The organism is Sediminibacterium sp. FW305-C-61, from assembly GCF_058231065.1.
In genome coordinates this window covers 1,073,289-1,099,636 of record NZ_JBIQXR010000001.1, presented here as the reverse complement: position 1 = coordinate 1,099,636, position 26,348 = coordinate 1,073,289, and the positions used below count along the sequence as shown (strand labels likewise).

Annotated in this window: 25 protein-coding genes, 1 tRNA gene and 1 riboswitch; of the genes, 7 read left to right on the top strand and 19 right to left on the bottom strand. The window is 38.9% G+C overall.

All coding sequences use genetic code 11. From position 1 onward, the window contains the following. Positions 1-15: 15 nt before the first annotated feature. Positions 16-993, bottom strand: a complete 978-nt coding sequence (locus ACH30E_RS04750) for a DUF4271 domain-containing protein (RefSeq protein WP_490823883.1) — start codon at positions 991-993, stop codon at positions 16-18. Positions 994-1,064: 71 nt separating this feature from the next. Between ACH30E_RS04750 and hemW the strand changes: the two genes are divergently transcribed. After that, positions 1,065-2,186 (top strand): radical SAM family heme chaperone HemW, encoded by a 1,122-nt coding sequence (hemW, locus tag ACH30E_RS04745; RefSeq protein ID WP_490823882.1) that lies wholly within the window; start codon positions 1,065-1,067, stop codon positions 2,184-2,186. A gap of 195 nt (positions 2,187-2,381) precedes the next feature. Here hemW and ACH30E_RS04740 read toward each other — a convergent pair whose 3' ends face one another. The 5 genes from ACH30E_RS04740 to ACH30E_RS04720 form a co-directional block, all read right to left on the bottom strand. Next, positions 2,382-3,389 carry an NAD(P)H-dependent glycerol-3-phosphate dehydrogenase gene (locus ACH30E_RS04740; RefSeq protein ID WP_294991149.1) on the bottom strand — a complete coding sequence of 336 codons (1,008 nt, stop codon included), beginning with the start codon at positions 3,387-3,389 and terminating at the stop codon, positions 2,382-2,384. A gap of 231 nt (positions 3,390-3,620) precedes the next feature. Continuing rightward, positions 3,621-4,964: an efflux RND transporter periplasmic adaptor subunit gene (locus ACH30E_RS04735; RefSeq protein WP_294991147.1), complete on the bottom strand. Its 1,344-nt coding sequence runs from the start codon at positions 4,962-4,964 to the stop codon at positions 3,621-3,623. Between the two features lie 40 nt (positions 4,965-5,004). Further along, the gene (locus tag ACH30E_RS04730) at positions 5,005-6,468 is read right to left on the bottom strand and encodes a TolC family protein (RefSeq protein ID WP_490823879.1); all 1,464 of its coding nucleotides are present in this window, start codon (positions 6,466-6,468) and stop codon (positions 5,005-5,007) included. A gap of 85 nt (positions 6,469-6,553) precedes the next feature. Continuing rightward, positions 6,554-7,726 (bottom strand): trans-sulfuration enzyme family protein, encoded by a 1,173-nt coding sequence (locus ACH30E_RS04725; protein ID WP_490823878.1) that lies wholly within the window; start codon positions 7,724-7,726, stop codon positions 6,554-6,556. Positions 7,727-7,734: 8 nt separating this feature from the next. Beyond that, entirely contained in the window at positions 7,735-9,084 is a 1,350-nt protein-coding gene (locus ACH30E_RS04720; protein ID WP_490823877.1) for an APC family permease, read from the bottom strand. Positions 9,085-9,372: 288 nt separating this feature from the next. After that, positions 9,373-9,645, top strand: a riboswitch (cobalamin riboswitch). 112 nt (positions 9,646-9,757) lie between these two features. Between ACH30E_RS04720 and ACH30E_RS04715 the strand changes: the two genes are divergently transcribed. The 5 genes from ACH30E_RS04715 (at position 9,758) to ACH30E_RS04695 (ending at position 13,294) form a co-directional block, all read left to right on the top strand. Continuing rightward, positions 9,758-11,671 (top strand): TonB-dependent receptor plug domain-containing protein, encoded by a 1,914-nt coding sequence (locus ACH30E_RS04715; RefSeq protein ID WP_490823875.1) that lies wholly within the window; start codon positions 9,758-9,760, stop codon positions 11,669-11,671. Positions 11,672-11,763: 92 nt separating this feature from the next. Then, positions 11,764-11,982 carry a cysteine-rich CWC family protein gene (locus ACH30E_RS04710; RefSeq protein ID WP_294991133.1) on the top strand — a complete coding sequence of 73 codons (219 nt, stop codon included), beginning with the start codon at positions 11,764-11,766 and terminating at the stop codon, positions 11,980-11,982. Between the two features lie 95 nt (positions 11,983-12,077). Continuing rightward, complete coding sequence (locus ACH30E_RS04705) at positions 12,078-12,656, top strand: MarC family protein (protein ID WP_294991129.1); 579 nt, start codon at positions 12,078-12,080, stop codon at positions 12,654-12,656. Positions 12,657-12,663: 7 nt separating this feature from the next. After that, complete coding sequence (locus ACH30E_RS04700; RefSeq protein ID WP_294991126.1) at positions 12,664-12,957, top strand: DUF2752 domain-containing protein; 294 nt, start codon at positions 12,664-12,666, stop codon at positions 12,955-12,957. Beyond that, the gene (locus tag ACH30E_RS04695) at positions 12,938-13,294 is read left to right on the top strand and encodes a TM2 domain-containing protein (RefSeq protein WP_294991123.1); all 357 of its coding nucleotides are present in this window, start codon (positions 12,938-12,940) and stop codon (positions 13,292-13,294) included. The genes ACH30E_RS04700 and ACH30E_RS04695 overlap by 20 nt, the downstream gene beginning before the upstream one ends. Positions 13,295-13,372: 78 nt before the next feature. Here the strand turns inward: ACH30E_RS04695 and ACH30E_RS04690 are convergent. The 13 genes from ACH30E_RS04690 to rfbB form a co-directional block, all read right to left on the bottom strand. Beyond that, positions 13,373-13,444, bottom strand: a tRNA-Arg gene (locus ACH30E_RS04690). A 120-nt stretch (positions 13,445-13,564) separates the two neighbouring features. Continuing rightward, positions 13,565-14,719: a lycopene cyclase family protein gene (locus tag ACH30E_RS04685; RefSeq protein WP_490823872.1), complete on the bottom strand. Its 1,155-nt coding sequence runs from the start codon at positions 14,717-14,719 to the stop codon at positions 13,565-13,567. Between the two features lie 29 nt (positions 14,720-14,748). After that, positions 14,749-15,219, bottom strand: a complete 471-nt coding sequence (locus ACH30E_RS04680; RefSeq protein WP_294991120.1) for a sterol desaturase family protein — start codon at positions 15,217-15,219, stop codon at positions 14,749-14,751. Between the two features lies 1 nt (position 15,220). Continuing rightward, positions 15,221-15,904, bottom strand: coding sequence for a carotenoid biosynthesis protein (locus ACH30E_RS04675; protein WP_490823870.1), 684 nt, complete (start codon positions 15,902-15,904; stop codon positions 15,221-15,223). Further along, entirely contained in the window at positions 15,904-17,400 is a 1,497-nt protein-coding gene (gene crtD, locus ACH30E_RS04670) for a 1-hydroxycarotenoid 3,4-desaturase CrtD (RefSeq protein ID WP_490823868.1), read from the bottom strand. The genes ACH30E_RS04675 and crtD overlap by 1 nt, the downstream gene beginning before the upstream one ends. Before the next feature lie 4 nt (positions 17,401-17,404). Then, a complete protein-coding gene (gene idi / locus ACH30E_RS04665; protein ID WP_294991111.1) occupies positions 17,405-17,929 on the bottom strand; it encodes an isopentenyl-diphosphate Delta-isomerase in 525 nt (174 codons plus the stop codon). 34 nt (positions 17,930-17,963) lie between these two features. Then, positions 17,964-18,800, bottom strand: coding sequence for a phytoene/squalene synthase family protein (locus ACH30E_RS04660; protein WP_490823867.1), 837 nt, complete (start codon positions 18,798-18,800; stop codon positions 17,964-17,966). 47 nt (positions 18,801-18,847) lie between these two features. After that, entirely contained in the window at positions 18,848-20,320 is a 1,473-nt protein-coding gene (locus tag ACH30E_RS04655) for a phytoene desaturase family protein (protein WP_294991107.1), read from the bottom strand. Between the two features lie 124 nt (positions 20,321-20,444). Continuing rightward, the gene (locus ACH30E_RS04650) at positions 20,445-20,945 is read right to left on the bottom strand and encodes an RNA polymerase sigma factor (protein WP_294991104.1); all 501 of its coding nucleotides are present in this window, start codon (positions 20,943-20,945) and stop codon (positions 20,445-20,447) included. A gap of 381 nt (positions 20,946-21,326) precedes the next feature. Then, complete coding sequence (locus ACH30E_RS04645; protein ID WP_490823864.1) at positions 21,327-22,205, bottom strand: MerR family transcriptional regulator; 879 nt, start codon at positions 22,203-22,205, stop codon at positions 21,327-21,329. 88 nt (positions 22,206-22,293) lie between these two features. Then, positions 22,294-23,151, bottom strand: a complete 858-nt coding sequence (gene rfbA / locus ACH30E_RS04640) for a glucose-1-phosphate thymidylyltransferase RfbA (protein ID WP_490823862.1) — start codon at positions 23,149-23,151, stop codon at positions 22,294-22,296. A gap of 2 nt (positions 23,152-23,153) precedes the next feature. Further along, on the bottom strand, positions 23,154-23,711 hold the full coding sequence (gene rfbC, locus ACH30E_RS04635) for a dTDP-4-dehydrorhamnose 3,5-epimerase (protein WP_294991095.1): 558 nt from the start codon (positions 23,709-23,711) through the stop codon (positions 23,154-23,156). Positions 23,712-23,713: 2 nt separating this feature from the next. Next, on the bottom strand, positions 23,714-24,769 hold the full coding sequence (gene rfbB, locus ACH30E_RS04630; protein ID WP_294991092.1) for a dTDP-glucose 4,6-dehydratase: 1,056 nt from the start codon (positions 24,767-24,769) through the stop codon (positions 23,714-23,716). Positions 24,770-25,202: 433 nt separating this feature from the next. Here rfbB and ACH30E_RS04625 point away from each other — a divergent pair, with 433 nt between their 5' ends. Beyond that, positions 25,203-26,336, top strand: a complete 1,134-nt coding sequence (locus tag ACH30E_RS04625) for an acyltransferase family protein (protein ID WP_490823861.1) — start codon at positions 25,203-25,205, stop codon at positions 26,334-26,336. The last annotated feature ends 12 nt before the right edge of the window (positions 26,337-26,348 follow it).

The window sequence follows — 26,348 nt, the reverse complement described above, 5'->3', positions numbered from 1 at the left end:
TGAGATTTTGCAAAATTAAAACCTTCCACCGATATAATCCGTCATCAGCTTATAAATAAGCATCAACGGAACTATTTCAACGGCGCAAAGATAAAGAAAAAAATGCAAAGCATTCACCTTCAATGTGTTCCTGATTGTTGCGAATGAAACAATATACCGATACAGGAGTAGAATAATCATACACCCAATTGAAATGGTAAATGCAATTTCTCTTAACCCGGGTTTGGCAAAAGCCATCAGGAAAAGAAAAGGTACCAGTATGATACCCAACACTTTATTAACCAGGAATACCGTGAAAGTATAACTAACTGCTGCATCTCTGGAATTGAAAATCCATCCTGAAAACTGTAAAAAGATAAATTTTCCGAAGTACACTACAGTAAGCAATGCGGCCCCAAAAAATACAATATGCCAGAAAGGAAAATCCAGCCAGTCATTATTCCTGATAACCAATGCCCCGTAAATACTGGTAGTAACAATAAAAAGGAAATTAACGAATAATGAGCCCAGGTTATCCTGCAGCAATTGGTCCTTTGTTTGTTTCTGGCGAAGCGAGGTTTGCAAAAACAAGACAAAAAGGTTCTTGATATATCGGGGAAATACGGCACGTACAAAAGCAAGTAATAATACCACTCCCATTAACAGATAGAACATATCATCCAGTGTTCTTCTTTCCCGGAAATCTGAAATCATAAATAGCGGAGTCCCGGAAAGCGGTAAGAATGGATGCGTATAATACTTTCGGTAAGTAGTGGTATCAATTAAAGGAAGAGACGGTGGTGCCTGAGCAGTTAAACCTGCTTGATTACTGTCTGCCAATGATAAAGTATCGCCAGATTTAGTAGCCGAATCAATTTTTGAAAATTGTTTGACGATACTGTCTTTTTGCTGAATAACCCTACCAGATACGCCTGGTGTATCGGTTTGACTAATTCCGCATAAAAAGGAAATCATTCCTGTAAACAACAAGAAAAAACGCATCAGCAAATTCATTGCAACAAAAATAAGCTTTTCGGTTATCTGTAATACAAGAGTCCCGACAGCTTCGTTGTATCTTTGTAATTATGGCAGGCATTTATATTCATATTCCCTTTTGCAAGAAGGCCTGTCATTATTGTAATTTTCATTTCTCTACAACGCAAGCCACAAAGCCTGCAATGGTTGCTGCCATTGCAAAAGAAACAGCACTCAGGAAAAATTATTTAACCGATACTGTTACAACCATTTATTTTGGCGGTGGCACCCCTTCCCTTTTGACTTTCGAAGAACTTCAAGCCATTCTCCATAATATTCGCCATTATTTCAACATTACCATAGACGCTGAAATAACGCTGGAAGCCAACCCAGACGATATTTCCAGAGATAAACTACTGGAATGGAAACAGGCCGGCATCAACAGGCTCAGCATAGGTATACAATCATTTTTTGAAGAAGACCTGGTTTGGATGAATCGTGTACATACTGCTTTACAGGGTAAAGAATGTATTCGGCTGGCAAGGGAAAATGGATTCAGTAACCTTACAATCGATCTTATTTATGGCACACCCGGACTAACGAATGACCGCTGGTTGAGTAATATCGACACCGCTATTACATTAGGCGTTCCTCATATTTCGGCATACGCTTTAACGGTTGAACCTAAAACAGCATTGGATCAACTGATTCAAAAGGGTAAGAAAGAAGATATTGATCCTGACCTTCAGGCAGGTCATTTTGAAATACTGACTGAGAAATTAGCCGAGGCTGGATTTGAACATTACGAAATTTCAAACTTTGCCAAACCCGGTTTTAGAAGCAAACACAACAGCAGCTACTGGCAAGGTCAGCCCTATCTCGGTCTGGGTCCTTCGGCTCACTCCTTTAATGGAACTACGCGGCAATGGAATATTTCGAATAATGCACTTTACCTGCAATTCCTTGAAAAAGACACAATACCTGCTGAATCTGAAAATCTCACACCCATTCAACAGCTTAATGAATACATTATGACCAGTCTTCGGACCATGGAAGGCTGTTCACTTTCTCTGATAGAAGAAAAATGGGGGATGGAAGTGAAATCAGCTATTAAAAGTGCTTCCGGAAAATACCTGTCAGAAGGATATTTAATATCACAGAATGATACTTTGGTTTTAAGTCCAAAGGGTAAATTTCTGGCCGATGGTATTGCAGCAAACCTATTTCAATAGCCTGATTCGACTTGACTAAGCAAATGCTGTAACTACTCCTGAAAATAAATACGATTAATGCTTCCCGGGATGATTAGAGTGATGCAACAGTTTCCTGAGGAGGTTTATGATAACCACCCCTCCAAGCAGTACTAAAAGTACTATAGGATTTAATAAGGTAAATGAAACTGGCATATTATAAAGTTACCTCTTTTTTTACACCAAAAAACCTTCTATTTTCTTAAATCCATCAGCGGCAGGACAATGGTTCCAGAGAATTTCATAAATCGTTGATGCTATGGGGGTTAGGGCATTTACTGATTGGTTTGTACGGTAAATACACTTTGCGGCGTAATAGCCTTCTGCCACCATATTAAGTTCCAGTTGAGCGGCCTTAACAGAATAACCCTTTCCGATCATGTTTCCGAACGTACGGTTTCGGCTATACAGTGAATAGCAGGTTACCAGCAAATCACCCAGGTAAACAGATGCTGCATAGTTAGGTTCCATAATTGCTGGTTGAGATTCCTGTTCGCTTAACTTTCGAAGGAAAGTAACCATCTCATTTGCACTGTTCGCTATATAAACACTCAAAAAATTATCTCCATATTCCAAACCATGGGCAATACCCGCACCTAATGCATAAATATTTTTTAGAACAGCGGCATACTGAACACCCACAACATCGTCGTTCACTACCGTATTGATGTATTCAGTAGTAAAATCTTTTGCAATCTTTTCTGCGCACGCATGGTCTTTTCCGGAAAAAGTGAGGTAGGAAAGTTTTTCAGAAGCTACTTCCTCTGCATGACAAGGACCCAGCAAAGCAAAGTATTGATCGAGTGGCACATTATAATGCGAATGCAGGTATTCATGCAATAATCTGTTATCAGTAGGCATGATGCCCTTTATCGCAGAAATAATTTTCTTGCCTTTTAAATCTTCTTCTTTCAGTTGTGCAAAAACCTGTTCCGTATAAGCAGAGGGAACTGCAACCACCAGGGCATCTGAGGCAGCTACCACTTCCTCCAGATTACTACTGAGTTTCAGTTGTTGTGGATTAAAATATGCGGCGCTGAGGTAATGTGGGTTATGCTTCCTTTTTTCCATATAGGCTATCGACTCCGCATTCCGTACCCACCAATAAATAGTATGCCCGTTATCCGTCAAAATTTTTGCCAGGGCCGTGGCCCAACTTCCACTACCAATTATTCCATACTGCATGAAGGCAATTGTTTTTCTGCTGCAAACATACGGAAGTTGGGGATAGGAAGGGAAAGGCTGAAAGTCCGGGGACCGAAAGTCCGGAAGTCCGGGAAATTGATGATGTTATTAGGTTAGTAGTGTGTTAAGCCCCAATAAAAAAGCGTTATTATTTTATAATAACGCTTTACAAGTTCTTTAATCTCACCCCTCTTCCGGACTTCCGGACCCCGAACTTTCGGACTCAATCCGCTACTCCTTCTTCTTCTCCTCAAACAATTTATCCTTCGCAACAACCTGTACCAGGTTGCCTTCTTTCAGTATTTTACTTACGGTATTATATGGGCCGGTTACTACCTGATCGCCTTCATTCAATCCATCGAGGATTTCGATATAATTCAGGTCCTGTATGGCTGTTTTTACTTTTACCTTTTTTACTTTTTTATCTTTCCCGATTACAAAAACCACTTCTTCAACGGCTTCATCATCAGCGGGGTTTCCTGATACAGGTGCATCAGTTGCAGATGATTTTTTTCCCGATTCAGTTTTTTCTCTTGTTGTAACTGCATTTAAAGGAACTGCCAAAACATTATCCTTGGTATTGGTTTGGATATCTGCACTGGCTGTCATACCCGGACGAAATGGAAATGCTCTTCCAGGTACAACCATGTCTTTATAGCTGCTCTGGATCAGACGAATATGTACTTTATAATTTGTTACTTCAGTAGAAGTAGTAGTTGCAGCCTGTGTGTTAGGGTTGGCAATTTTGTAAACCAGTCCTTTGAATTTACGATTGGTATAAGCATCTACTTCTACGAGTGCTGTATCTCCGATTTTTACTTTAGGGATATCGTTTTCTCCCACATCAACCCTTATTTCTATGCTGCGCATATCAGCTACACGCATCATTTCTGTACCAGCCATTTGTGCGGTACCAACAACACGTTCTCCTTTTTTTACGGCCAGTAAACTGATAACACCATCCATAGGTGCAACCAGTGTTGTTCTGGAGAGATCTTTATTGGCTCTTGCCAATTGCGCCTCAGCGCCCATAATAGATGCTTCTGTTCCTTTCAATCCTTCTCTTGCTGCATTATAATTAGCTTCAGCACTGCGATAAGCCTGTTCTGCCTGGTCATATTCCTGACGGGAAGTAACTTTTTCCGTATACAGTTTTCTTTGTCTTTCGAAATTTGCCTTTGCATTATCCAGTGTTGCTTTTAGTCCTGGCAAACTGGCATTTGAATTAGAAAGCTGTGCTTTAGCCTGATCAACTCCAGCTGCTACCTGATCTCTCTGTGTAGAATATATATCAGCATAAATTTTTGCCAATACCTGTCCTTTACGAACACTATCACCCTCATTTACATTAAGCTCTACGATTTCTCCGCTCACATCGGGACTTACCTTCACTTCAATTTCAGGATATACTTTACCACTTGCATTTACGGTTTCAATAATGGTTCGGGTAACTGCTTTTTCTGCTGAAACTTTTAAGCCTTCGTCTTTTCCGATTACACCACCTTTCTTCAGTCCAATAAATCCTCCTACAACTACAACAAGTCCGATGATGATCCAAAGTAATTTCTTATTCATAGATATTGTATTTCGTATTAGTAACTGGTTGTTATTAGTGTTAGAGTTTCAATCCCTGTCCTTTATAAAATTCCAGCACTTTCATTTTGAACACGTAATCATATTGATTTGCCAGTTGCTGAACTTTTGCACGAAGCAGGTTATTTTGGTTGGTTATGAGGTCTAATGATCCTAATAAACCTACTTCATAACGTTTCAATGCAAAATCATAAGCTTTCTGGGTCGCTTCCACTGTTTTTTTGCTTGCATTGAATTTCTCCAATGCTGCAGTGGCGTTATTATATGCGGTGTATATGTCTTGCTTGAGTTTAAGATCAGCCTGATTCTTTTGAAGTTCTACAGTACGCAGGTCGAGTTTAGAACGACGGTAAGCTGTTTTGGCCTGTCCGCTATTAAAAATGGGTACGGATAAATTAATACCTACGTTCTGACCAAAGTTATTGGTGATCTGGTTTGTCCATCCTTCCCACAGACCACCAAAGCTTCTGCTTGTTTGGCTGAAACGGTAAAGTGGATTTTGAACATAGTAATCAACATTGCTGATCGTAACTTTTGGTTCTGCCCCTGTTACTGGTGAGTATCCAAGAAAAGTAAAGCCCGTTGTTTTTTTGAATGAATTAGAGAAGTTGGTTGCAAGGTTACCACCAAAACTAAGGGTTGGATACATTTGACCTTTCGCTGCTAAAACTGATTTTTGTGCGGCCTGTATCCTGAAATCATTTGCCTTTTGTAGCGGCTGTGAAGTAAGTGCCAACTGATAAACCAATTCTGGCTGCAGGTCGCCAAAAGTTTCCAATGGAATACTTTCTACCGGCGGCGTTTCAATTTCGAAACCAATTGCCGGGTCGAGGTTAAGCAACCCTTTCAGATTTAATATATTGAGTTCATAACTGGTTAGGGCTGCAACAAAATTGCTGCTGTCAGTGGCCAGTTGAGCTTCAATTTCAGCGAGATTAAGTTCTGGTAATACACCAGCTTCTACCCTTTTCCTCGTGATTTCGAGTTGTGTCTGCGATTGGGCAATTTGCACCTGGGTTATTTTCACCTGCTCACGGGTAGCGAGTACCTGGAGGTAAAAATTAGCTACGTTCAGGGAAATATCATTGGCAGTTCTTTCTACTTCTGCAAGTGCGGCCTGAGCATTAAAGAAAGCTGCTTTGATGGAGTTTTTTAAAGCTCCCCCATTATAAATCTGTATACCTGCATTCAGGCCAAAGTTCTGATAAAGAAACTGGTTGGTAGAGAACTGGTTGGTTGTAGGGTCAATTGATCTACCAAAACGCACACCTGTTCCAGAGTTAAAATTTAGGGTTGGGTACTGGCCCAATTTTGCCTGTTGAGCTTGCAACGCACTGATCCTTGCCTGTATATCAGCCTGCTTCACAGAAATATTATTCTGTGTTGCGTAGTCAATACATTTACGCAGATCCCACTTTTCATTAGTTGTCTGAGCCTGCGCCTGTATTAAAAAGGCAGTTCCCAGAATGGCAATTAACTTCTTCATATATAACAAAAATAACAGTTTCCCAAGCCTTATCGATAATTTTCTGATAGGCGGAGAAGCACTAATGGAAACCGTTCATAAGTCGTTATGAATGGTCATTTATTACATTCAATGCCTGGGCCAGATCGGAAATGATGTATTCCGGCTCCTCTAATCCCACATACAGCCTCAGACTCCGATGTAGTGCCTGCCCTGGATCAAACTGATCCCGCGGCATTCCGGCGCATTTTGGGATAATCAACGATTCATGTCCACCCCAACTAACAGCCATTAGTATATGCTTCAAGCTATTACAGAACGATTCGATAGCTTCACAGGATTGGGTTTTTAAAATAAAAGTCAACAAACCACAAGAGCCCTTCATTTGCTTTTTAGCCAACTCATACTGAGGAAAATCAGGGTCTAAAGGAAAAATAACCCTTTCTACAAGCGGGTGCGACTTCAAAAATGCTATTACTGCCTGGGTGCTACGTGTGATACGTTCCAACCTTGTAGGTAATGTCCGAAGTCCCCTAATCAATAACCATGCATTAAAGGGCTGGATACCGGACCCTATATTATTGTATTCACTGTTAAAGATACGGGTAATCTGTTTACTGCTGCCGCTTAATACACCTGCCACTACATCACTATGGCCGCCAATATATTTGGTTGCAGATTGAAGCGTGAGGTCGATCCCCATTTCATAAGGTTTCTGGTAAATTGGGGTGCAATAACTATTATCACAAATTGTAACAATATTTTTTGATTTTGCCAGGCTAGCAACAGCAGCTAAATCTTGCAGATCGAACATCCAGCTATTGGGAGATTCGAGGTAGATCACTGAAGTATTAGGCTGAATAGCATTTTCGAAGTGCTCAATTGACCGGCCATCTATATAGGTTACTGTTACCTGAAAACGAGGCAATATCTCATCAAACATTTTCCTCGCCCATGTATAGGGATCTTTTACGCTTACGATATGATCGCCAGCTTTTACATTGGCCAATACAGCCGCGAAAATGGCGGCAGCACCACTATTAAAAACCAAACAATCTTCCGCTCCATCTAGCGCTGCCAATTTTTTCCTGAGTATTTCAACAGTTGGATTTAAACCGCGACTATATAACCAGGTTGAATATTCATCTGCCAACGAAGCCCGCAGGTCCTCTACTTTCTTAAAAGCAAAATTGCTTGATTGTATGATGGGTGGTGATACTGCCCTGAAATATTCATCCCTATCTTCTGCCAGCTCATTTAGTATATAAGATAAGTCCATATTAAATACTAGTCTTTTTGTTCAACAATTGGTTTCCTGAGTTTTACACTGATATAGTAAATAAGCATAAAGCCCATCAATACACAAAATCCTACAAATGCGGTATCTGGTGTTTGCATGGCAATACTGATGCCTACAAACAAATATGCGCACATGAAAATAAGCGGCACAATCGGGTAAAACTTCATTTTAAAGATACCCGTTCCATCCAGGTGCTTGGTTCTTTTGCGTAAGATGAAAATAGTGGCACTGGATGCTACCATTCCGAAACAATCGAGGAAAATAGTGAAGTTGAGGATCTTGTCGAATGTCTGTGCAAAAAATAAAATCACGATACACATCGCTGCAAACACGGTAAGTGATATAGTAAATACCTGGTTCTTAGGATTTTGCTTACCAAAAAAAGAAGGCAATGTTTTTTCTTCACTCATTGCAAACATAACCCTTGGATTACTCATCAACAAAGCATTTACATAAGCCAATACCCCGAAGAACAAAAAGAAAGAAAATATATCTGCCCCACGTTGACCAAATGTGCGCTCCATCACTACATACGCTATTTCTCTTTCCCCTTTCATCTGATCAAACCCAACAATGGTGTAATAGCTAAGGTTTACCAGCAGATAAAGTCCGATAATAATTGCTATCCCAATAAATATGCCTCGTGGAATATTTTTTGCAGGCTGGTTTACCTCATTACCAAAGTTGATTGTTTGCTGGTATCCCCCATAGGTAAATGAAACGGCTATAAGGCTTATTCCAAGGCTCTGGATCCAACTCATAGATGTTACTTCATTTGAAGGCGTTGTAGTAGCAGCAACGACACTAACTGTTTCATGCGGAAAAAATAATGCGAGGATGAGTACAATGATCATCCCGATTTTAATCAGCATCAAAATATTCTGAGCCCTGGAACTCATTTTCAACCCCATGAGATTAATCCCATAAAAGAAAATAATGGCCCCGCAACTAATCAGGGCTTTGTGGATATCCGTCCACTCAACCCCAGGAAATAATTTAGTGATATAACCACTTCCAATTAATGCTACCGCACTTAAGCTGGCAGCATTACTAATGAGGATGATACAATTAATAGCAAATGCAATACTGGGGTGATAGGCATAGGAGAACACTTTATAATATCCACCTGTAACCGGATAACGGCTTCCAATTTCTGCATAAGTGAGGGCACCACACAGCGCCACAAAGCCACCTAATATCCAGGCGGTAAAATAAACGGAAGGCTCGATGGCATCTTTCGCGCTAGTAGCTGCCGTTCTGAAAATGCCCATCCCAATCACCAGACCCACAACGATCATGGTGAAGCTAAAAAGATTTAATTTTTGATTTCCCTGCATAAAAATTATATGATATGGTGATAAATGTAAGGAAAGATGTCGGATCGCTGATGGCTGATGTCTGATGTCGGATCGCTGATGGCTGATTTGAAAAGAATCATAATTTGCAAATCCCAAATTTCCGACATCCGACATCCGACATCCGACATCCGACATCCGACATCCGACATCAGAGATCCGACATCCGACATCCGACATCCGACATCAGAGATCAGAGATCAGCGATCAGCGATCTGTCTTATCCCCATCCTGGTGTAAAACTTAATTTCCTGATTCTGCCTTACATATTACATTTGCGACGTATTTGGTTCCCGAACAATCGGGATTAAAAGGGAAGTCCGGTGTAATTCCGGCGCTATCCCCGTAGCTGTAAGCTCTTGGGTGGTGAATGGTCAATTGTCAATGGTGAATGGTATTATGTAATACTTTATTGACCATTCACCATTGACCATTCATTACAACCACTGATGTTTCTACTAACCACTGTCTCACAAAACGGGATGGGAAGGTTCAACAACAGAGAGTAAGCCAGAAGACCTGCCACAATACAGACGATCATTCACGGCTTTCGGGTGAAAAGCATGGAATGTAAATGCTGTCTGCAGCGGCTATTTATGTTTCTCCGTTTTTTGGTTTCCTGAAAGCTCATTGTTCAACTATTTAATCATTAACAATGAGCAAAACAATTACGCTCCTCGCTTGCATGCTAACAGGTCAATTCCTGTTTGCACAAAAAGACACCGTTGTACTCGATGAAGTAGTAGTAACGGCCAACAAATTTGAACAAAAACAAAGTTCAACCGGTAAAGTGATTACGGTAATCACAAAAGAACAAATTGAAAAAAGTGGCGGAAAATCAATCGCCCAATTACTCAATGAACAAGCTGGCATCACCATCAATGGCGCACTCAATAATACCGGTAGCGTCCAAACAGTGTATACACGTGGCGCATCTGCGGGCAGAACACTTATCCTGATGGATGGCATTCCGTTGAACGATCCATCAACCATTACCACTGATTTCGACCTCAACTTCTTTTCCGTTAACGATGTTGAAAGAATTGAAGTTTGCAAAGGTGCACAGTCAACGCTATATGGAAGTGACGCTATTGCAGGTGTTATAAATATTATTACCAACAAAAAAGATAGCAACAAAGCTTTTAATGTCAAGGCTACTTTAAGTCAGGGTAACCTGGGTACTTCAAAAAACAACGTACAAGTGTACGGTAAAGCCAATAAGCTAACTTATGCGGCCCGTTTTGCAAGACTATTTACCAATGGGTTTTCCTCCGCCTATGATAGCACTGGTGTTAAAAATTTCGATAACGACAAATATGACGGCATTGTTTCGAGCGGACAACTATCATACCAAATCAACAAGGAGCTTTCTTTCAGAACCTTTTTGATGCATAGTCAGTATAAAGCAGGAATTGATGCAGGCGTATTCAGTGACGACCGCGACTATACCATCAATAACAGATCGCTCATTACCGGAACTGGTTTGCACTACAAAAAAGGAAGTTTATCCATCACAGGTAATTACCAGTATAGTGAATTAAGACGTAACTACCACAATGACAGTGCGCATAAAACAAGTACCTGGTTTGAGGATAATACTTACAATGGCAAATCACAATTTGTGGAACTCTATGCTAGTACCAGCATTGCAAAAGGAATAACCCTGTTAGCTGGCGCAGACTATCGATACAATTCATACAACCAACAGTATTTTTCTGTAAGCGCTTTTGGTCCTTATGCAAGTCAGTTTAAAGACACATCTCTTTCACAAACGGCTTTATATGCATCATTTATATATAATAGTCCGGATAAAAAATTCAATCTTGAAATAGGAGGTCGTTATAATGATCATTCACGTTATGGTTCTAACAGTACTTATACCTTCAATCCGTCTTATCGTTTTAATGAGCAGTTTCGTTTGTTTGGAAGTATATCAAGCGGCTTTAAAGCACCATCGCTTTACCAGTTAAGTCTGAATAGCAAACTTGATGCTGAAAAGGCGGTAAATTATGAAGCTGGCATCAGCTTCCAGGAAAAAAAGGTTAATACAAGGCTCGTTTATTTTAATAGAAAGATCAATAACGGAATCGATTACAATTACATCACGTTCAACTATTTCAACTATGTTAAACAGGTGGTGAATGGATTAGAATGGGAACTTGCCGCCAAACTAGGGAAAGCAGGCATCAGTGCAAATTATACGCTATTGTTTAGCGAAGAAGTTACCCAAAACAGAACAACCACAAAAGATACTGTCACCTATGAATATTTATTACGCAGGCCAAAACATCAGCTTAACCTTGGTGCGAATATAGATGTATGCAAAGGATTAAATATTGCAGTTACAGCAAAATATGTAAGCAGTCGCTATGATATTGGTGGTTATCGCCGTGCAGACATTTCGCTTCCCTCTTATTTTATTATGGGAGCTTCCGCAGATTATGTGCTCAATCAAAATATTCGCTTTTTTGCCGATGCACAAAATATTACCGGAAAAAAATTCTTTGATGCAAGAGGCTTCAACGCAATTCCATTTCTGTTTAATACTGGTGTAACTTTTAATTGGTAAAGGGCAGTGAATTGTGAAAGGTGAATTGTCAATAGCGAAGTAACTGGTTTGATAATCCCCTATTCACAATTCACCTTTCACAATTCACTACTATGACACACAAACATGAAATAAAACATTGCCCACGTTGCACCAAGCCTTTTGAATGCAAAGTGGGCAATATACCTGCCTGTCAGTGCAGTGGCCCCAAACTCACTCATGAAGAAAGGGTTTATATTGAATCAAAATATACCGACTGCCTTTGCAGAACTTGCCTGGAAGCACTTCAGTTTGAGTATAAACTGGTGGTTAATAATGTGTTTAGGTTTTAGTGAGGTGTGAATTGTCAATGGTGAATTGTCAATCGAAATTCACAATTCACCATTGACAATTCACATTTTTGTATCTTGCTAATAAACCAGCCAACATGACCTTTCACCTGGATTATTTACTGACTACTACGTTTACCTTATTTGCAGTAATAGATATTGTTGGATCAATCCCATTATTGATCTCTCTTAAGGATAAAATGGGAGGGATCAGGTCTACCCAGGCCACTTTGATCTCCGGCTTATTGATGATTGTTTTCCTTTTTGCTGGTGAGGCTTTTCTAAAAATACTTGGACTTGACATCCGTTCATTTGCAGTTGGGGGTTCTGTTGTGATATTTTTATTAGGACTTGAAATGGTACTAGGACATGAAATCTTTAAAGGAGATAAGGATGCCAAATCGGGTTCAGTCGTACCTATTGCATTCCCAATTATTGCAGGAAGTGGTACGCTTACCACGGTTATGTCTTTAAAAGCAAACTTCGACGAATTATATATCCTTAGTGGCATACTGATTAATCTGGTAGTGGTTTATGGTGTTTTAAAATCCCTGAAAGTGATTGAGAAAGCACTTGGACAGGCTGGATTATTGGCAGTACGTAAGTTTTTTGGTGTAATCCTGCTCGCAATTGCAGTAAAAATATTCAGTAGCAATATTGCCGCTTTCGGTAAATAACTGATACATGAAGAAATTACTTCGACATAATGAACTATTTTTCTGGATCATCGCCATTTTATTGCTTTACTTTCTTCCGGGATACAATGAAGGACAATCCCTTTGCATTTCAACCTTAATTGGATTGGGTAAGTGTCCGGGATGTGGTATAGGACACGCCATTCATGATGCGCTTCATCTTCGAATTGCATCCTCATTTCAGCATCATCCGTTGGGAATATTTGCAGTTATTATTATATTTATCAGATTAAAGCAACTTTTACACTTTATATTTAAAACCCATGAGACCAAACCTGTATAGTCTTATCCCTGCACTTGAAGGGGAAGAACTGGTATATATTCAAAATTTAACTGCCGGATTATCCGACGAAAGATTGCACAACTTTATTGCAGTATATAATGGCAACCGCAGAAAATCAGACCAGGTTTTGATTGGATGTATATTAGGTTTTGTACTCATAGCAGGTGTACAAAGATTTATGGTAAGACAAAATGGTATGGGACTATTATACCTGTTTACTGGCGGACTTTGCCTGATAGGGACTATTGTAGACACCATTAATCATAAGCAACTCACATTCGAATACAATAGTCAGGTAGCCAGAGAGAGTTTAGCAATGGTACATGCGATGGGGTAGCTTTTAGGTGTTAGTGATTAGGGAACATAGTAAAGCATAACATTTTCTTATTCCTTATTTCTTATTCCTTATTTCTTGTGGCCTCGCCAGGAATCGAACCTGGATCTGGAGCTTCGGAAACTCTTATACTATCCATTGTACTACGAGGCCAATATGTCAATAAACTACCCAATAAAATAAATAGCCTACTCTTATACTATCTCCGCCTTATGCGGATACTACTAGGCCAATTCAATCAAACGCAGCAAAAATAATAGAATACTTTTAAACTCACCGGAATAACTCCTTAATGGCAGCTTTTAGGAAAATGGTGGTGGGTACACTATTCATGATTTGTAAATCATCCCATAGATTACTCTCGTTGTCCAAAAACTTTAATACCCGTTGGGCTGGGTTCTTTTTAAATATAGCAGCAAAGACCTCATCACCATTTAATTGCTTATTGTATAATACGTGTAATAATACCGCATCATAAAATCGGAATTTCTTTTCCGTTAAGCTGGTGTGTGAAGATGGGTAACTTCCTTTAACCAAATTAGTCAAGATTTCATCCGTCTTCTTTTGGATAAACTGAAACGCATACCCACTACTGCCTTTTGCCTGTCCACCTGCTATACCCATATTTATAACCCTGCCATCTGCAGCAGGAAATATATGGTTGGTCATAGGTATAATGCCAAATTCTTCATGCTCTATAGTGTAATGGTCAATTTTAAGGTAGTTCTGCAGGTATGACTGTAATTCCTTAACATATTTTTCCTGTTCCAATAAATTTGGGGTAAACAGTGTGTATTCTACTAAAGCTGAGTTAGTTGAAATAGGCAATACATACATAAAAGTTGTTCCTTCATCCTGCGCTACCCTGAAGTCCATGAATGTGGCCTTATCAGGATCAAAAGCCGGCTCTTTTGTTTCGATGACCCAGCCTTTGAAATGTTGGAGCAGCATATATTCACCCTTCCTGATCTCAGGTTTTTCAAATAATATACTGTTGAACACATATTCTGCTGTAGATATGAAGGTTGCAGTTTCTACAAATGCCTTATCACCTGCTGTCCCAACTTTTAAAACCGGTTCATACAAAAAATGAATATTACTCCTTTGTTTGGCCAGTTCTTGTATGTGCTGGTAGAAATCAATTCCCCTGATCATTTTATATTGATAGGGTGATAAAGGAAGGGAAGAAGAAAAATACTTTGAGTAAAACCCGACATCCTGCCACTTACGAAACACAAGCGATTCAAAAACACCTTCGCCTTGTTCCCAAAAGCACCAGGTTCTGTCGTTCTTTTCTTTAGGGGCTTTATCGATAACAAGTATTTGTTTATCATCGAAAAAAGGATGTTGCATCATGCGCTTAAGTAAACTCAAACCTGCGCAACCTGAGCCTGAAATGATATAGTCGTAGTTAGCGTGAATGGTCAATAATGAATGGTGAATAATCCGTTGAACGGTTAGCTTTTTCTTAATTGTTCGTCTTTTCGCACTTTATCCCAGTATTTCTTTGCAACAATCAGCATACCGAAACTTTCACCTTCATGTTTATCCAGGTGCTTATGATGCATTTTATGCGCCCACCGAATAGCTTTTATATACCGGTTATTACTCCTTGTAAATAATTTGATACGCTGATGTATGATGATTTCATGAACAAGAAAATAAGCAAATCCATACAGCGCAATTCCTGCCCCAATACTCACCACCCAATAAACCTGGTTCATACTACCTAACATAATACAAAGCCAACTGGGAATAGCGAAGATGATAAAAAAAGCATCATTCTTTTCAAAAAACCCCGGTCCTTTCTGGTGGTGATCTTCATGTAAATACCAAAGAAACCCATGCATCACATAGCGGTGCGTAAGCCATGTAATTCCTTCCATGATACAGAAAGTAGCAAGTGTTATAAGGAGGTATATCCACATATTATAAATACAATCTTAGTATGATAAAAAAGAGCAACTGTATGATAAACAAATGTATTGAAAAATGGTTGTCTTTTTGAAAGTCTAACCGTTTGAAAAGCAACAGCAACAAGGAACTTATCAGAAACCAGCATACATAATTAAAGAATGGAATAACTCCACCTTCCCATTGCCAGAAACCAAGTTTTATGGCAACGGGTTCCATCACCCAATCAAATAAAACCGTTAGGAGGCCGCCGTCAATTATAAAGGAGAATAAGATAATTTTTTTAGACATGCCAATATCTGATGCACCAAATCTGGTATTGATCCATTCATGCATACGGTGCATTATTACACCAGACCCATAAACCATTACAAACCAATTTACTCCGATTAACCAAGGCACACCATAAATTTTCGGGCCCAATACTGTTCCATAAACATAGCTTCCGAAAAGCAAGCCCGTATTCACTCCTATAATTTCAACTACCACACCTACTGCAAAAGAGGTTAACAGGAAAAAAAAGAAGAAAATACCTGGCTTTGGCTGGTTCCAGATTAACAGTAAGAACATCAATACCAGATTCAAGGGAGTTAGATTAATGAACCAATCCGCATAATCAGTAAAAAGCATACCAATTAATCCACTTACATGAAATAGAATGGCCAGAAAAAGGGATATCGTTAACTGGTATTTTTTCATCAGGTATGAATGTTATTCCGCTCACCACTAATCAGGTCTGCTGCAATTTTTGCACTACGCAAACACAAAGGAATTCCTCCTCCAGGATGCACACTACCTCCTACAAAATACAACCCTTTCAAATTTCTGGAAAAATTTGGGTGTCGTAAAAAAGCAGCCATCCTTGAATTAGAACTGGTGCCGTATAATGAACCACTATAAGAACCCGTTTTTGTCTCAATCATTATTGGATCTAAAACATGCTCTGTTACAATCTTTGAACCGATATCTGTTTTTAACACCCGATGTAATTTTTCCAATACCTGTGTTCGAACAGTGTTTTTAAGCTGCTCCCAATCCTGACCAGTATTTGCGGGTACATTTACCATAACAAACCAGTTTTCTTTTCCCTCAGGCGCTTGTTTACCTGGTTCACATTTTGAAGTAATATTAATATAGATGGTTGGGTCGTTAAATGTTTTTCCCTTTTTGAAAATATGCGCAAATTCAGTAGCATAATTTTCTGTGAAAAAAATATTATGCAGACCAAGCTCAGGAAACGATTTGTCGATACCCCAATAAAAGATCAACGCACTGCTACTCCTTTCCTGTTTCAGTATTTTTCTGGCTTTATGTTGGTCTTTTAATAAATACAGGTAGGTAAAATATACGTCTATATTACTAACTACAATAGAAGCAAGAATATTTTTTCCTTGAACAACAACGCCTGCTACCCTGTTATTATAATGAATGATTCTTTCTACCGGACTATTAAAAAAGAACTCAACACCTTTTAGTTTAGCAAGTTCGTATAATGCTTTTGCTATGCTAATCATTCCTCCTTCTGGATAAAAAGTGCCTTCATTATGTTCGAGGTGAGGAATAAGACTCATCATACCCGGTGCAGCATATGGATTGCTTCCATTGTATGTTGCATACCTGTCGAATAACTGCACTACTTTTTTCTGTTCAAATGCATTTGCATTAAAATTGTGGAGAGTAGTAAAAAGGTGTGAGAATCGAAATCTTTTTACTGCTTTCCAAATTGGGGCTTTACGTAAATGGGCAAACTTATGTAATGAATGATTCAGAAAAATTTCGGCAACATCCTGATATAATTTTGCAGATTGATCCAGGTATGACTTAATATGACCACTTGGTTCATTTGTTTTCAACTGCACTTCTTCAGCGAAAGTATTGATATCTGCAGCAGCATTAATTACGGTACCGTCTTCATAAAAATAGGTACAGGAAGTTGGCATCTTCTTATACCGAAAGAAGTCTTCCATGGGAACGCCGGCCAACCTAAACAGCGCCTCAATATTCTCAGGCTGGGTGAATAAACTGGGTCCGGTATCAAAATGAAATCCTTCGGATTCAAAATATCCGATTTTACCACCATAAGTAGCACTTTGTTCATACACTTTCACATCAAAGCCCTGAACTGCCAGTCTGATAGCTGTTGCCAGACCACCTACTCCCGCACCAATGATTACAGCAACAGGTTTATCTTGCATCAGACTAAAGTTTATGTATTGCTTTATACCAGTTTTGTAATTTAGGAAATGCTATCTGAAACCAAACGGTATAATGTTCCGGATGTTCTTGCATAGATTTTTCAATTTCATCTAGCCCACAATATGCAAATGATGCCACTTCATCAGGATTAGCGTTTACCATACCATCATATTCCCCAATATACACATGATCAAATTCATTTTCAGTTAACCCATTTTCGAAAGAAGCCTGGTAAACAAAAGTAAAGGCTTTGGTTAGCTTTGTTTCAAAACCCATTTCTTCTTTCAGTCTTCGCAAGGCAGCATTTTCGGTTGGTTCACCAGGTCGGGGGTGACTGCAACAGGTGTTCGTCCATAAACCACCACTATGGTATTTTGTTATTGCTCTTTTTTGCAATAATAACTGGTGTTGTTTATTAAATACAAATACACTAAAAGCCCTATGTAAGAGGGCTTTTTCATGTGCTTCCATTTTTTCCATTACACCTACCACTTCATCAAGCTCATTCACTAATATCACTTGTTCCATAAATCAAAATAAGTCTCCCAAAATTGTTTGGGCATTAAAGTAAATTGAAATGACTTCTGATACCTGCTTTGGCCAAAATAAATATTTTCCCATAGTCAGGAATCCTGATTCTTTCTTCCATTATTTTCTGAGGCCTTACCTTTTTGATTTTCTTAAAGAGCGACAAGTAATATTTGTAAGCTACATAAACACCGAAACGTGATTTAAGTGGTAGTTTTAATATGCCTTCGTAGGCATGATTAAAGTCCTGTTGAATATCCGCTTCGATTGCCGCTTTATCAGATGCAGTAAAATTACTAAAATCGCAGCCAGGAAAATAAACCCTTTCCAAAGATTCATAGTCAGCTTTAAGATCGCGCAGGAAATTTACTTTTTGAAAGGCTGCACCCAGACTGCGTGCATAAGGCTTTAATGTTTCGTACATCTGTCTGTTCCCATCACAAAAAACAAAAAGACACATCAAGCCAACCACTTCAGCACTTCCATATATGTACTGTTCATATCCAGCTCTATCGTATTTCTTTTCGCTAAGATCCAATTCCATGCTGTATAAAAATGCATCTATTAATTCCCTGTCAATCTGGTATTGGTTAACTGTAAGCTGAAAACTATGTAAAATGGGATTCATGCTGATCCCTTTATCAATAGCATCGTAGGCTGATTTTTTAAATTCGGTAAGTAGTTCCTGTTTATTATAGCCATGAAAGCTGTCTACAATTTCATCAGCAAAACGTACAAAGCCATATATATTAAATATAGGCGTACGGAGGTCTTTATGTAACAACCGTATCGCAGAGGAAAAGCTTGTACTATACTTTTCGGTTGTGACCCTGCTGCAATCCTGACTTACTTCATGAAACAGTTTGATCATTGGTTGGTTGTTTTATTCAATAATTTATTTTGTTCCTGGTATAATATCTATCCAAATGCTTTCAACACTTCCCCTGCCACAACTTCTCCACTAATCAAGCTTGGCGGTACTCCCGGACCAGGCACTGTTAGTTGCCCTGTATAAAAAAGATTCTTAACCTTTTTACTCCTGCAAGCTGGTTTCAGCATGGCTGTTTGTCTGAGTGTATTTGCCAACCCATAAGCATTTCCTCTAAAGGCATTGTATTCAGATACGAAATCACTATGGGCAAAAGATTTCTGGTATATTATAGCGTCTTTAACGGATTGCCCGATTTGTTGTTCAAGCCTGGTGATAATTCTGTCGAAATAATATTGTCTTCGTTCATCAGAATCATCTGTTAATCCGGTAGCAACGGGTATGAGTAAAAAGAGGTTTTCGCATCCTTCAGGAGCAACAGTGTTATCGGTAACAGACGTTGCACTCATATAAAACAGCGGGTCAGAAGGCCATTCTTTGGTAGTATAAATTTCTTTCCCATGTACTTCAAAAGAAGTATCAAAAAACAGGCTATGATGCGTTATATTTTTTAGCTTTTTATTGAGTCCGACATAATACAATAAACAGCTTGGCGCCATTACTCTTTTACTCCAGTAATCTGAGCTATAAGTACGTGCTTCTTCCGGAAGCAACTGCATTTCAATATGGTGATAATCTGCTCCGCCAATCACTACATCTGCCTGAAAGGATCTGTTATCGGTAATCACCTGTTTAGCAGCATTTTTTTGAACCTGAATTTCTTTTACATTCTGGTTAAACTCAAATATCACACCCTGTTCAACAGCAAGTTGGTACATGGCATTTACAATCTGATACATGCCTCCATCCGGATACCAGGTACCTCCTTTAATATCTGCATAGTTCATCAAACTATATAATGCTGGCGTATGTTCAGGCAATGCTCCCAGAAACAATACGGGAAACTCCATGAGTTCACGTAGTTTGGGATGTTTAAAATGTTTTGCTACGTGCGACTTAATAGAATTAAATACATCAAGTTTAAATAAGCCTGTAAATAATTCCCAGTCAAGAAACTCACTTATTGACTGGCCGGGTTTATAAACAAGCTTATTGATGCCTACTTCATATTTATAGGCTGCTTCTTTTAAAAACAAATCAAGTTGCTGACCACTTCCTGGTTCAATCTGGTTAAATATATTTTTCAATGACTCGTAGTCAGCGGGTATATCTGCAGGACCATCAGACCAGTAAACACGGTAAGATGGGTCAAGTCTTTTTAATTGATAATAATCAGCAACAGATTTGCCGAATTGCTGGAAGTAACGCTCAAATACATCTGGCATCCAGTACCAGGAAGGACCCATATCGAAAGTAAAGCCTGCTTCAGTAAACTGGCGGGCTCTTCCTCCGGGGGTAGCATGCTTTTCCAGCACAGTTACTTTCCATCCAGCTTTTGCCATAAAACTGGCGGCGGATAGACCGGCAAAACCACTTCCAATTATAATGACAGATTTACTCACTTAAGAAAATTAATCAAAAAAAAGGCAATATCGCCACCTCAATTCCTAACAGAGTACCGGTAACAATAACTTGTTTTATAATTAAACAGTTATTCAAAAACTAACACTGGTTAATACTAATCAGTTAGTGTCGCTGCAATTGATTTTTCAGCAATTTCCGGGCAAAGTGAATACGACTTTTGATTGTGCCCAGTGGTTCCCCAAGCATTTCAGCAATTTCATGGTATTTATACCCGTCGAAATATAATAGGAAAGGGTTGCGGAAAATTTCTGGTAAATTATGAATAGCCGATTTTACTTCTTTGATATTAATGGTAGCAATCGCATCATTTGATACCATCGGCTGGTTACTATTAATCAGGAAATCATTAGGACTATTGTCTAAAACAACTGCCTGTTTTGATTTTCTGCGGTAATTGTTGATGAAAATATTACGCATGATCGTATATAACCATGCTTTAATATTTGTACCAACATTGTATTTATCTCGATTGGCCAATGCCCGGTACATTGTTTCCTGAACCAGATCCTTGGCTGCTTCAGTGTCGCGGGTTAATGTGAAGGCAAATGGCTTTAAAAAATCGGTATTATTCAATAATACCTGGTTAAACTCAAGTACCGACATGGCTATTTTGTTTAATTATTATACCGTAAAGTTAAACAGTATTGTCGGAATTGTAGCAGATTTTGTTTAATTTTTTATACTAAAAACTAAAACAAACAGTATCAACGAGTTAGATGTTGCAACATTAAATAAATTGAAGGTTTGATCGTGAAATCATTGCTGTTAGAGGGAATTTGACCGCGAAGTATAAGTGCGCGTAGGATGGAACACGGATTATCATGATTTTCAAGATATATCATGATAAATCCTGAAAATCATGATAATCCGTGTTCGATTAAGAGCAGTAAGCATATAAAAAGCTCCATCCTGCCCAGGCGAGACTTGTAGCATGTGGCTTGCAGTTTGCAGCCAAATTTCCCCAGACAGTTCTGGCTTTGGTACTTAGAGTTGTGCCACATTAGCCAGTACTTCCTGAATAGAATGCGTAAGTTTTATGGATTCAGGAACCGGCTTATGATATTCTTGCGCTGTTCTGCCTGATATGATAAAAGGAATGGAAGGCATCTGTAAGGTTACTTTCGAAAGCAGTTTTTCGAAATGTGCATTATTGATGCTGATACTAAAATGAGTAAAAAGGAAATGGGGCTTTTTTAAAGATGCCACAAACGCTACATCTTTAACAGGAACATTCGCACCCAGATAATAAACCTGAACCCCTCTTTTTTTAAGGAGATAATACATATATAACAGTCCCAATTCATGATGCTCGCCTTCCGGCAAAAAAAGAATGGCCGTTTTTTCATAGGAAATACTGGTCGAAACCTGTTCAATTGCAAGTATCAACTTTTGACGAATAATATTTGTAACTAGGTGCTCCTGTGCAGGATTAATATGATTTGTTGTCCACAAGACCCCTATACGCTCCAGAAAAGGAAAAATTATTTGAGAGATTGTTTTTTCTAACCCTGTTGCAGCAATCGATTTAGATAAAACTAATTCAAATGCTTCCATTTCCAGATCCACCATGTTTTGGATCAGCTCATTAATCACCCTTTCTGATGTAGCCGTTTCATGGGTAAGGGATAGAACTTTTTGAGAGATATCAACCGAAGTCATGCGGCTAATATGAGATATCTTATACCCATATTTATTCAACAGAGCGATGTTTAATACCGCTTTCAACTCTGCATTACTATAATATCTAATATTTGTGTTGGTACGTTTCGGGCGGAGAAATCCATATCGCTGTTCCCAAATACGAATGGTATGGGCTTTAATTCCGGTAAGGTTCTCCAGGTCTTTAATTGTAAAAGCATCCATGGAATCATAACAACGATCTCATGAATTTGTTTACGCCGGTTTAAAAAATTTGGAACTGTATCGCAGTCAGGGAGCGGTTTACAAGCTATTATTTCAATTTTGCCAGGTATTCCCCATAACCACTTTTTGCATATAAACTGGCTAATTCAAGTAGTTGGGTATGGTTAATATAACCCATCCTCCAGGCTACTTCTTCAATACAACCAATTTTCTGACTCTGTCTTTTTTCAATTACGCGCACAAACTCACTGGCATCACTAAGAGAGTCAAATGTACCCGTATCAAGCCATGCAGTACCCCTGTTCATAATACCCACTTTTAATTTGCCCTTTTTAAGGTATTCATTATTTACTGTGGTTATTTCATATTCACCCCTTGCTGAAGGTTCAATGGATTTGGCAATAGATACAACATCATTATCGTAGAAATATAATCCAGGCACCGCATAATTAGATTTAGGTGCTGCAGGTTTTTCTTCAATTGATAGTACATTTTTATTTTCATCGAATGCTACTACCCCATAACGTTCAGGGTCATTCACCTCATAGGCAAATACTGCTGCACCATCTACATCATTAAATGACTGTACCAGTTTACTGAATCCTGAACCGTAAAAAATATTATCTCCCAATATAAGTGCCACTTTATCATTCCCTATAAAAGATTCCCCAATCACAAATGCCTGCGCCAACCCATTAGGCACCTGCTGCACCGCATATTCAAACCGGCAACCCAATGCTGTTCCATCTCCCAATAAACGTTTAAACTGATCATTGTCTTCCGGGGTTGTGATAATTAGTATTTCCCTGATACCGGCAAGCATTAGAATAGACAAGGGATAATAAATCATCGGCTTGTCATAAATAGGCATCAGTTGCTTACTTATTCCTTTGGTAATAGGATATAATCTTGTACCAGATCCTCCGGCTAAAATAATTCCCTTCATGTTTAAAAATTTAAGGTAGACTGAATGTCTTTCAGTGCTGGCAATACTTTGTCTTTTTCTGATAATATTATTTCCGATGCGTCTATTTTCCAGTTGATTGACAATGTAGGGTCATTATACATGATGCCTCCTTCTGATGCTTTATGGTAATAATTATCACATTTATAAAAGAAAACAGCCAATTCACTTAAAACCACAAAACCATGCGCAAAACCTCTTGGCACGAAAAACTGTGTGCGACTATCTTCACTTAATTCAACGGCAACATGTTCACCAAAAGTTGGAGAGTCAGCACGAAGGTCAACAGCTACATCCAAAACGGCACCTTGTAAAACTCGTACTAATTTTGCCTGTGAGTATTCCCCTTGTTGAAAATGCAAGCCGCGTAATACACCTCTTTGCGACTTTGACTGGTTATCTTGTATAAAATCTATATTGAGACCTGTTTGTTCAAAAAACCTTTGTTTATGAAAGCTTTCGAAGAAATAACCACGGTCATCTCCATGCACTGTATCATGAATTAGGTAACACCCTTCCAGTTTTGTTTTTTCAATTTTCATGATCAGCGATTAGCGTACATAGATTCATAATAGTGTTGATATGCCCCTGAAGTTACATGCTGCAACCATTCTTCATTAGAAAGATACCAATCAATTGTTTCAGATAAACCTTCTTCAAAAGTTACACTCGGCTCCCAACCAAGGTCTGTTTTTATTTTAGTTGCATCAATTGCATACCTGCGATCATGCCCTGGCCTGTCTTTTACATAGGTTATCAATTGCTCACTTTCTCCTGCTTTTCTTCCTAGTTTCTCATCCATCAATTTACACAACAGCTTAACGAGATCAATATTTCTCCATTCATTAAAACCGCCAATATTATAAGTAGCACCAGGTTCACCTTTATGAAATACTTTATCAATTGCCCTTGCATGGTCTTTTACATAAAGCCAGTCGCGTGTGTATAACCCATCACCATATACAGGTAAAGGTTTTTTCCCGATGATATTATGTATGAATAGTGGAATTAGTTTTTCAGGAAAATGGTTGGGGCCATAATTATTAGAACAGTTAGAAACAATTGTCTGAAGGTGATAAGTTTCATGATAAGCACGCACAAAATGATCTGATGATGCCTTACTCGCCGAATAAGGCGAACGGGGATCATAAGCTGTTGTTTCAGTAAAGAAACCGGTATCACCCAAACTTCCAAAAACTTCGTCAGTAGAGATATGATAGAATCTATGTTTCGTTAAATCTGCAGCCCAATAATTTTTGGCAACATTCAAAAGATTAACCGTTCCAATAACATTGGTATAAACAAAATCCAAAGGAGAAACAATCGAACGGTCAACATGTGATTCTGCAGCAAGATGTATTACATCTGTGATCTGATACTTAGCAAATACTTCTTCTAATTCAGCAGTTTTTAGTATATCTCCTTTTTCAAAACAATAATTAGGTTTCCCTTCAACATCCTTCAGGTTTTCCAGGTTACCCGCATAGGTTAATGCATCCAGGTTAACAATTGTATAATCAGGATACTGGTTCACAAATAATCGAACAACATGAGATCCTATAAAACCTGCCCCACCTGTTATTAATATCTTTTTACTCATATAATACGCTGTAAACGCTGCAAAATAAGCAAATGGGCGGATATGCCCCTTTCTTATCATTGAGGCTTAACAGAAATTTTAGCAGGCAGACAGTTTCAGTTATTAGAGCTGTTTTACATTTATTATCGGGGGAATTTGGCTGCAAGCTACAAGCCGCATGCTGCAAGCCTGGATTTGTGCTTGTTTTAGGCTTTTTGCTTTTAATGGAATAAATGAGGGAGTGCGATTTGTATAATTTAGAACGAGTTGGTTAAATAAATATTTGACTACTATTATTAATAGAACACAGATTATCATGATTTTCAAGATCTATCATGATAAATCTTGAAAATCATGATAATCTGTGTTCCATCATACGCACCCCTGCAGCTTGCATCCAATTTTCTCCAGAACTAAAAGTTGTTTTATTATCTTTCCCATTCAAACGACTGCCATGAACCAACGCTACTACTCACTTGATGTATTCAGGGGGGCAACTGTTGCCCTGATGATACTGGTGAATAACCCCGGAAGCTGGGGAAATATCTACAGCCCACTTAAACATGCTACCTGGCATGGTTGTACGCCAACCGATCTGGTATTTCCTTTTTTCCTGTTTGCAGTGGGTAATGCCATGGCTTTTGTTATGCCCCGTTTTGAAGCTGCTGGAGATGCTGTATTCTGGAAAAAAGTGATCAAAAGAACAGTGCTCATTTTTTTAATCGGACTACTCCTTCATTGGAGCCCGTTTGTTAAATGGGATGGAGATACCCTGGTTGCCAAAAGCCTCGATAATCTTAGGATTTTCGGCGTATTACAAAGAATCGCAGTCTGCTATTTCTTTGCCTCAGTTATTGTTTATTATGGCAAAACCAAGGGAGCATTTGTCATCAGTGGTATTCTATTATTATTATACTGGTTCTTAACCGTATGGCTGGGCAAACCTGGTGATCCATTTAGCCTGCAAGGTTATTTTGGTACCAATCTCGACAAATCAATTCTTGGAGAAGCCCACATGTATAGAGGAGAAGGAGTTGCATTTGACCCGGAAGGAATAAGCAGTACCATGGCGGCTATAGTGCAGGTTGTATTTGGATTCCTTGCCGGGCAATACATCCAGCAAAAAGGAAAGAGCTATGAAATGCTTGCCAATCTTTTGATAGCAGGTTTAGTACTCATTTTCGCGGGATTCTGCTGGGACCTGGTATTCCCGATCAATAAAAAAATATGGACCAGCAGCTATGTGCTCTATACAAGCGGTCTGGCTATGCTTACCATTAGCTTATTAATTTATCTCATCGAATTCCGTAATGTAAAAGGTGCCTGGAGCAGGTTTTTTGATGTATTCGGGAAAAATCCTCTTTTCATCTTTGTAATGAGTGGATTTCTGCCAAGGGTTCTCGCGCTTATACGGTTCAAAGACGGAGATGACCTAACCAGCCCACTTACCTGGTTTTGGAACCATATCTGCAAACCAATCTCCAGCGACCTCAGAAACGGATCATTATTCTACGCACTGCTCATGATTACCTTCTACTGGTTAATCGTGTATTGGATGGATAAGCGGAAGATTTATGTGAAGGTGTAGGGAAGTCGGTCC

Excerpts from the sequence above, each read along its gene's own strand:
- ACH30E_RS04750 (WP_490823883.1), bottom strand. The coding sequence starts at position 993 with ATGAATTTGCTGATGCGTTTTTTCTTGTTGTTTACAGGAATGATTTCC.
- hemW (WP_490823882.1), top strand. The coding sequence starts at position 1,065 with ATGGCAGGCATTTATATTCATATTCCCTTTTGCAAGAAGGCCTGTCAT.
- ACH30E_RS04740 (WP_294991149.1), bottom strand. The coding sequence starts at position 3,389 with ATGCAGTATGGAATAATTGGTAGTGGAAGTTGGGCCACGGCCCTGGCA.
- ACH30E_RS04735 (WP_294991147.1), bottom strand. The coding sequence starts at position 4,964 with ATGAATAAGAAATTACTTTGGATCATCATCGGACTTGTTGTAGTTGTA.
- ACH30E_RS04730 (WP_490823879.1), bottom strand. The coding sequence starts at position 6,468 with ATGAAGAAGTTAATTGCCATTCTGGGAACTGCCTTTTTAATACAGGCG.
- ACH30E_RS04725 (WP_490823878.1), bottom strand. The coding sequence starts at position 7,726 with ATGGACTTATCTTATATACTAAATGAGCTGGCAGAAGATAGGGATGAA.
- ACH30E_RS04720 (WP_490823877.1), bottom strand. The coding sequence starts at position 9,084 with ATGCAGGGAAATCAAAAATTAAATCTTTTTAGCTTCACCATGATCGTT.
- ACH30E_RS04715 (WP_490823875.1), top strand. The coding sequence starts at position 9,758 with ATGAGCAAAACAATTACGCTCCTCGCTTGCATGCTAACAGGTCAATTC.
- ACH30E_RS04710 (WP_294991133.1), top strand. The coding sequence starts at position 11,764 with ATGACACACAAACATGAAATAAAACATTGCCCACGTTGCACCAAGCCT.
- ACH30E_RS04705 (WP_294991129.1), top strand. The coding sequence starts at position 12,078 with ATGACCTTTCACCTGGATTATTTACTGACTACTACGTTTACCTTATTT.
- ACH30E_RS04700 (WP_294991126.1), top strand. The coding sequence starts at position 12,664 with ATGAAGAAATTACTTCGACATAATGAACTATTTTTCTGGATCATCGCC.
- ACH30E_RS04695 (WP_294991123.1), top strand. The coding sequence starts at position 12,938 with ATGAGACCAAACCTGTATAGTCTTATCCCTGCACTTGAAGGGGAAGAA.
- ACH30E_RS04680 (WP_294991120.1), bottom strand. The coding sequence starts at position 15,219 with ATGTGGATATACCTCCTTATAACACTTGCTACTTTCTGTATCATGGAA.
- ACH30E_RS04675 (WP_490823870.1), bottom strand. The coding sequence starts at position 15,904 with ATGAAAAAATACCAGTTAACGATATCCCTTTTTCTGGCCATTCTATTT.
- crtD (WP_490823868.1), bottom strand. The coding sequence starts at position 17,400 with ATGCAAGATAAACCTGTTGCTGTAATCATTGGTGCGGGAGTAGGTGGT.
- idi (WP_294991111.1), bottom strand. The coding sequence starts at position 17,929 with ATGGAACAAGTGATATTAGTGAATGAGCTTGATGAAGTGGTAGGTGTA.
- ACH30E_RS04660 (WP_490823867.1), bottom strand. The coding sequence starts at position 18,800 with ATGATCAAACTGTTTCATGAAGTAAGTCAGGATTGCAGCAGGGTCACA.
- ACH30E_RS04650 (WP_294991104.1), bottom strand. The coding sequence starts at position 20,945 with ATGTCGGTACTTGAGTTTAACCAGGTATTATTGAATAATACCGATTTT.
- ACH30E_RS04645 (WP_490823864.1), bottom strand. The coding sequence starts at position 22,205 with ATGGATGCTTTTACAATTAAAGACCTGGAGAACCTTACCGGAATTAAA.
- rfbA (WP_490823862.1), bottom strand. The coding sequence starts at position 23,151 with ATGAAGGGAATTATTTTAGCCGGAGGATCTGGTACAAGATTATATCCT.
- rfbC (WP_294991095.1), bottom strand. The coding sequence starts at position 23,711 with ATGAAAATTGAAAAAACAAAACTGGAAGGGTGTTACCTAATTCATGAT.
- rfbB (WP_294991092.1), bottom strand. The coding sequence starts at position 24,769 with ATGAGTAAAAAGATATTAATAACAGGTGGGGCAGGTTTTATAGGATCT.
- ACH30E_RS04625 (WP_490823861.1), top strand. The coding sequence starts at position 25,203 with ATGAACCAACGCTACTACTCACTTGATGTATTCAGGGGGGCAACTGTT.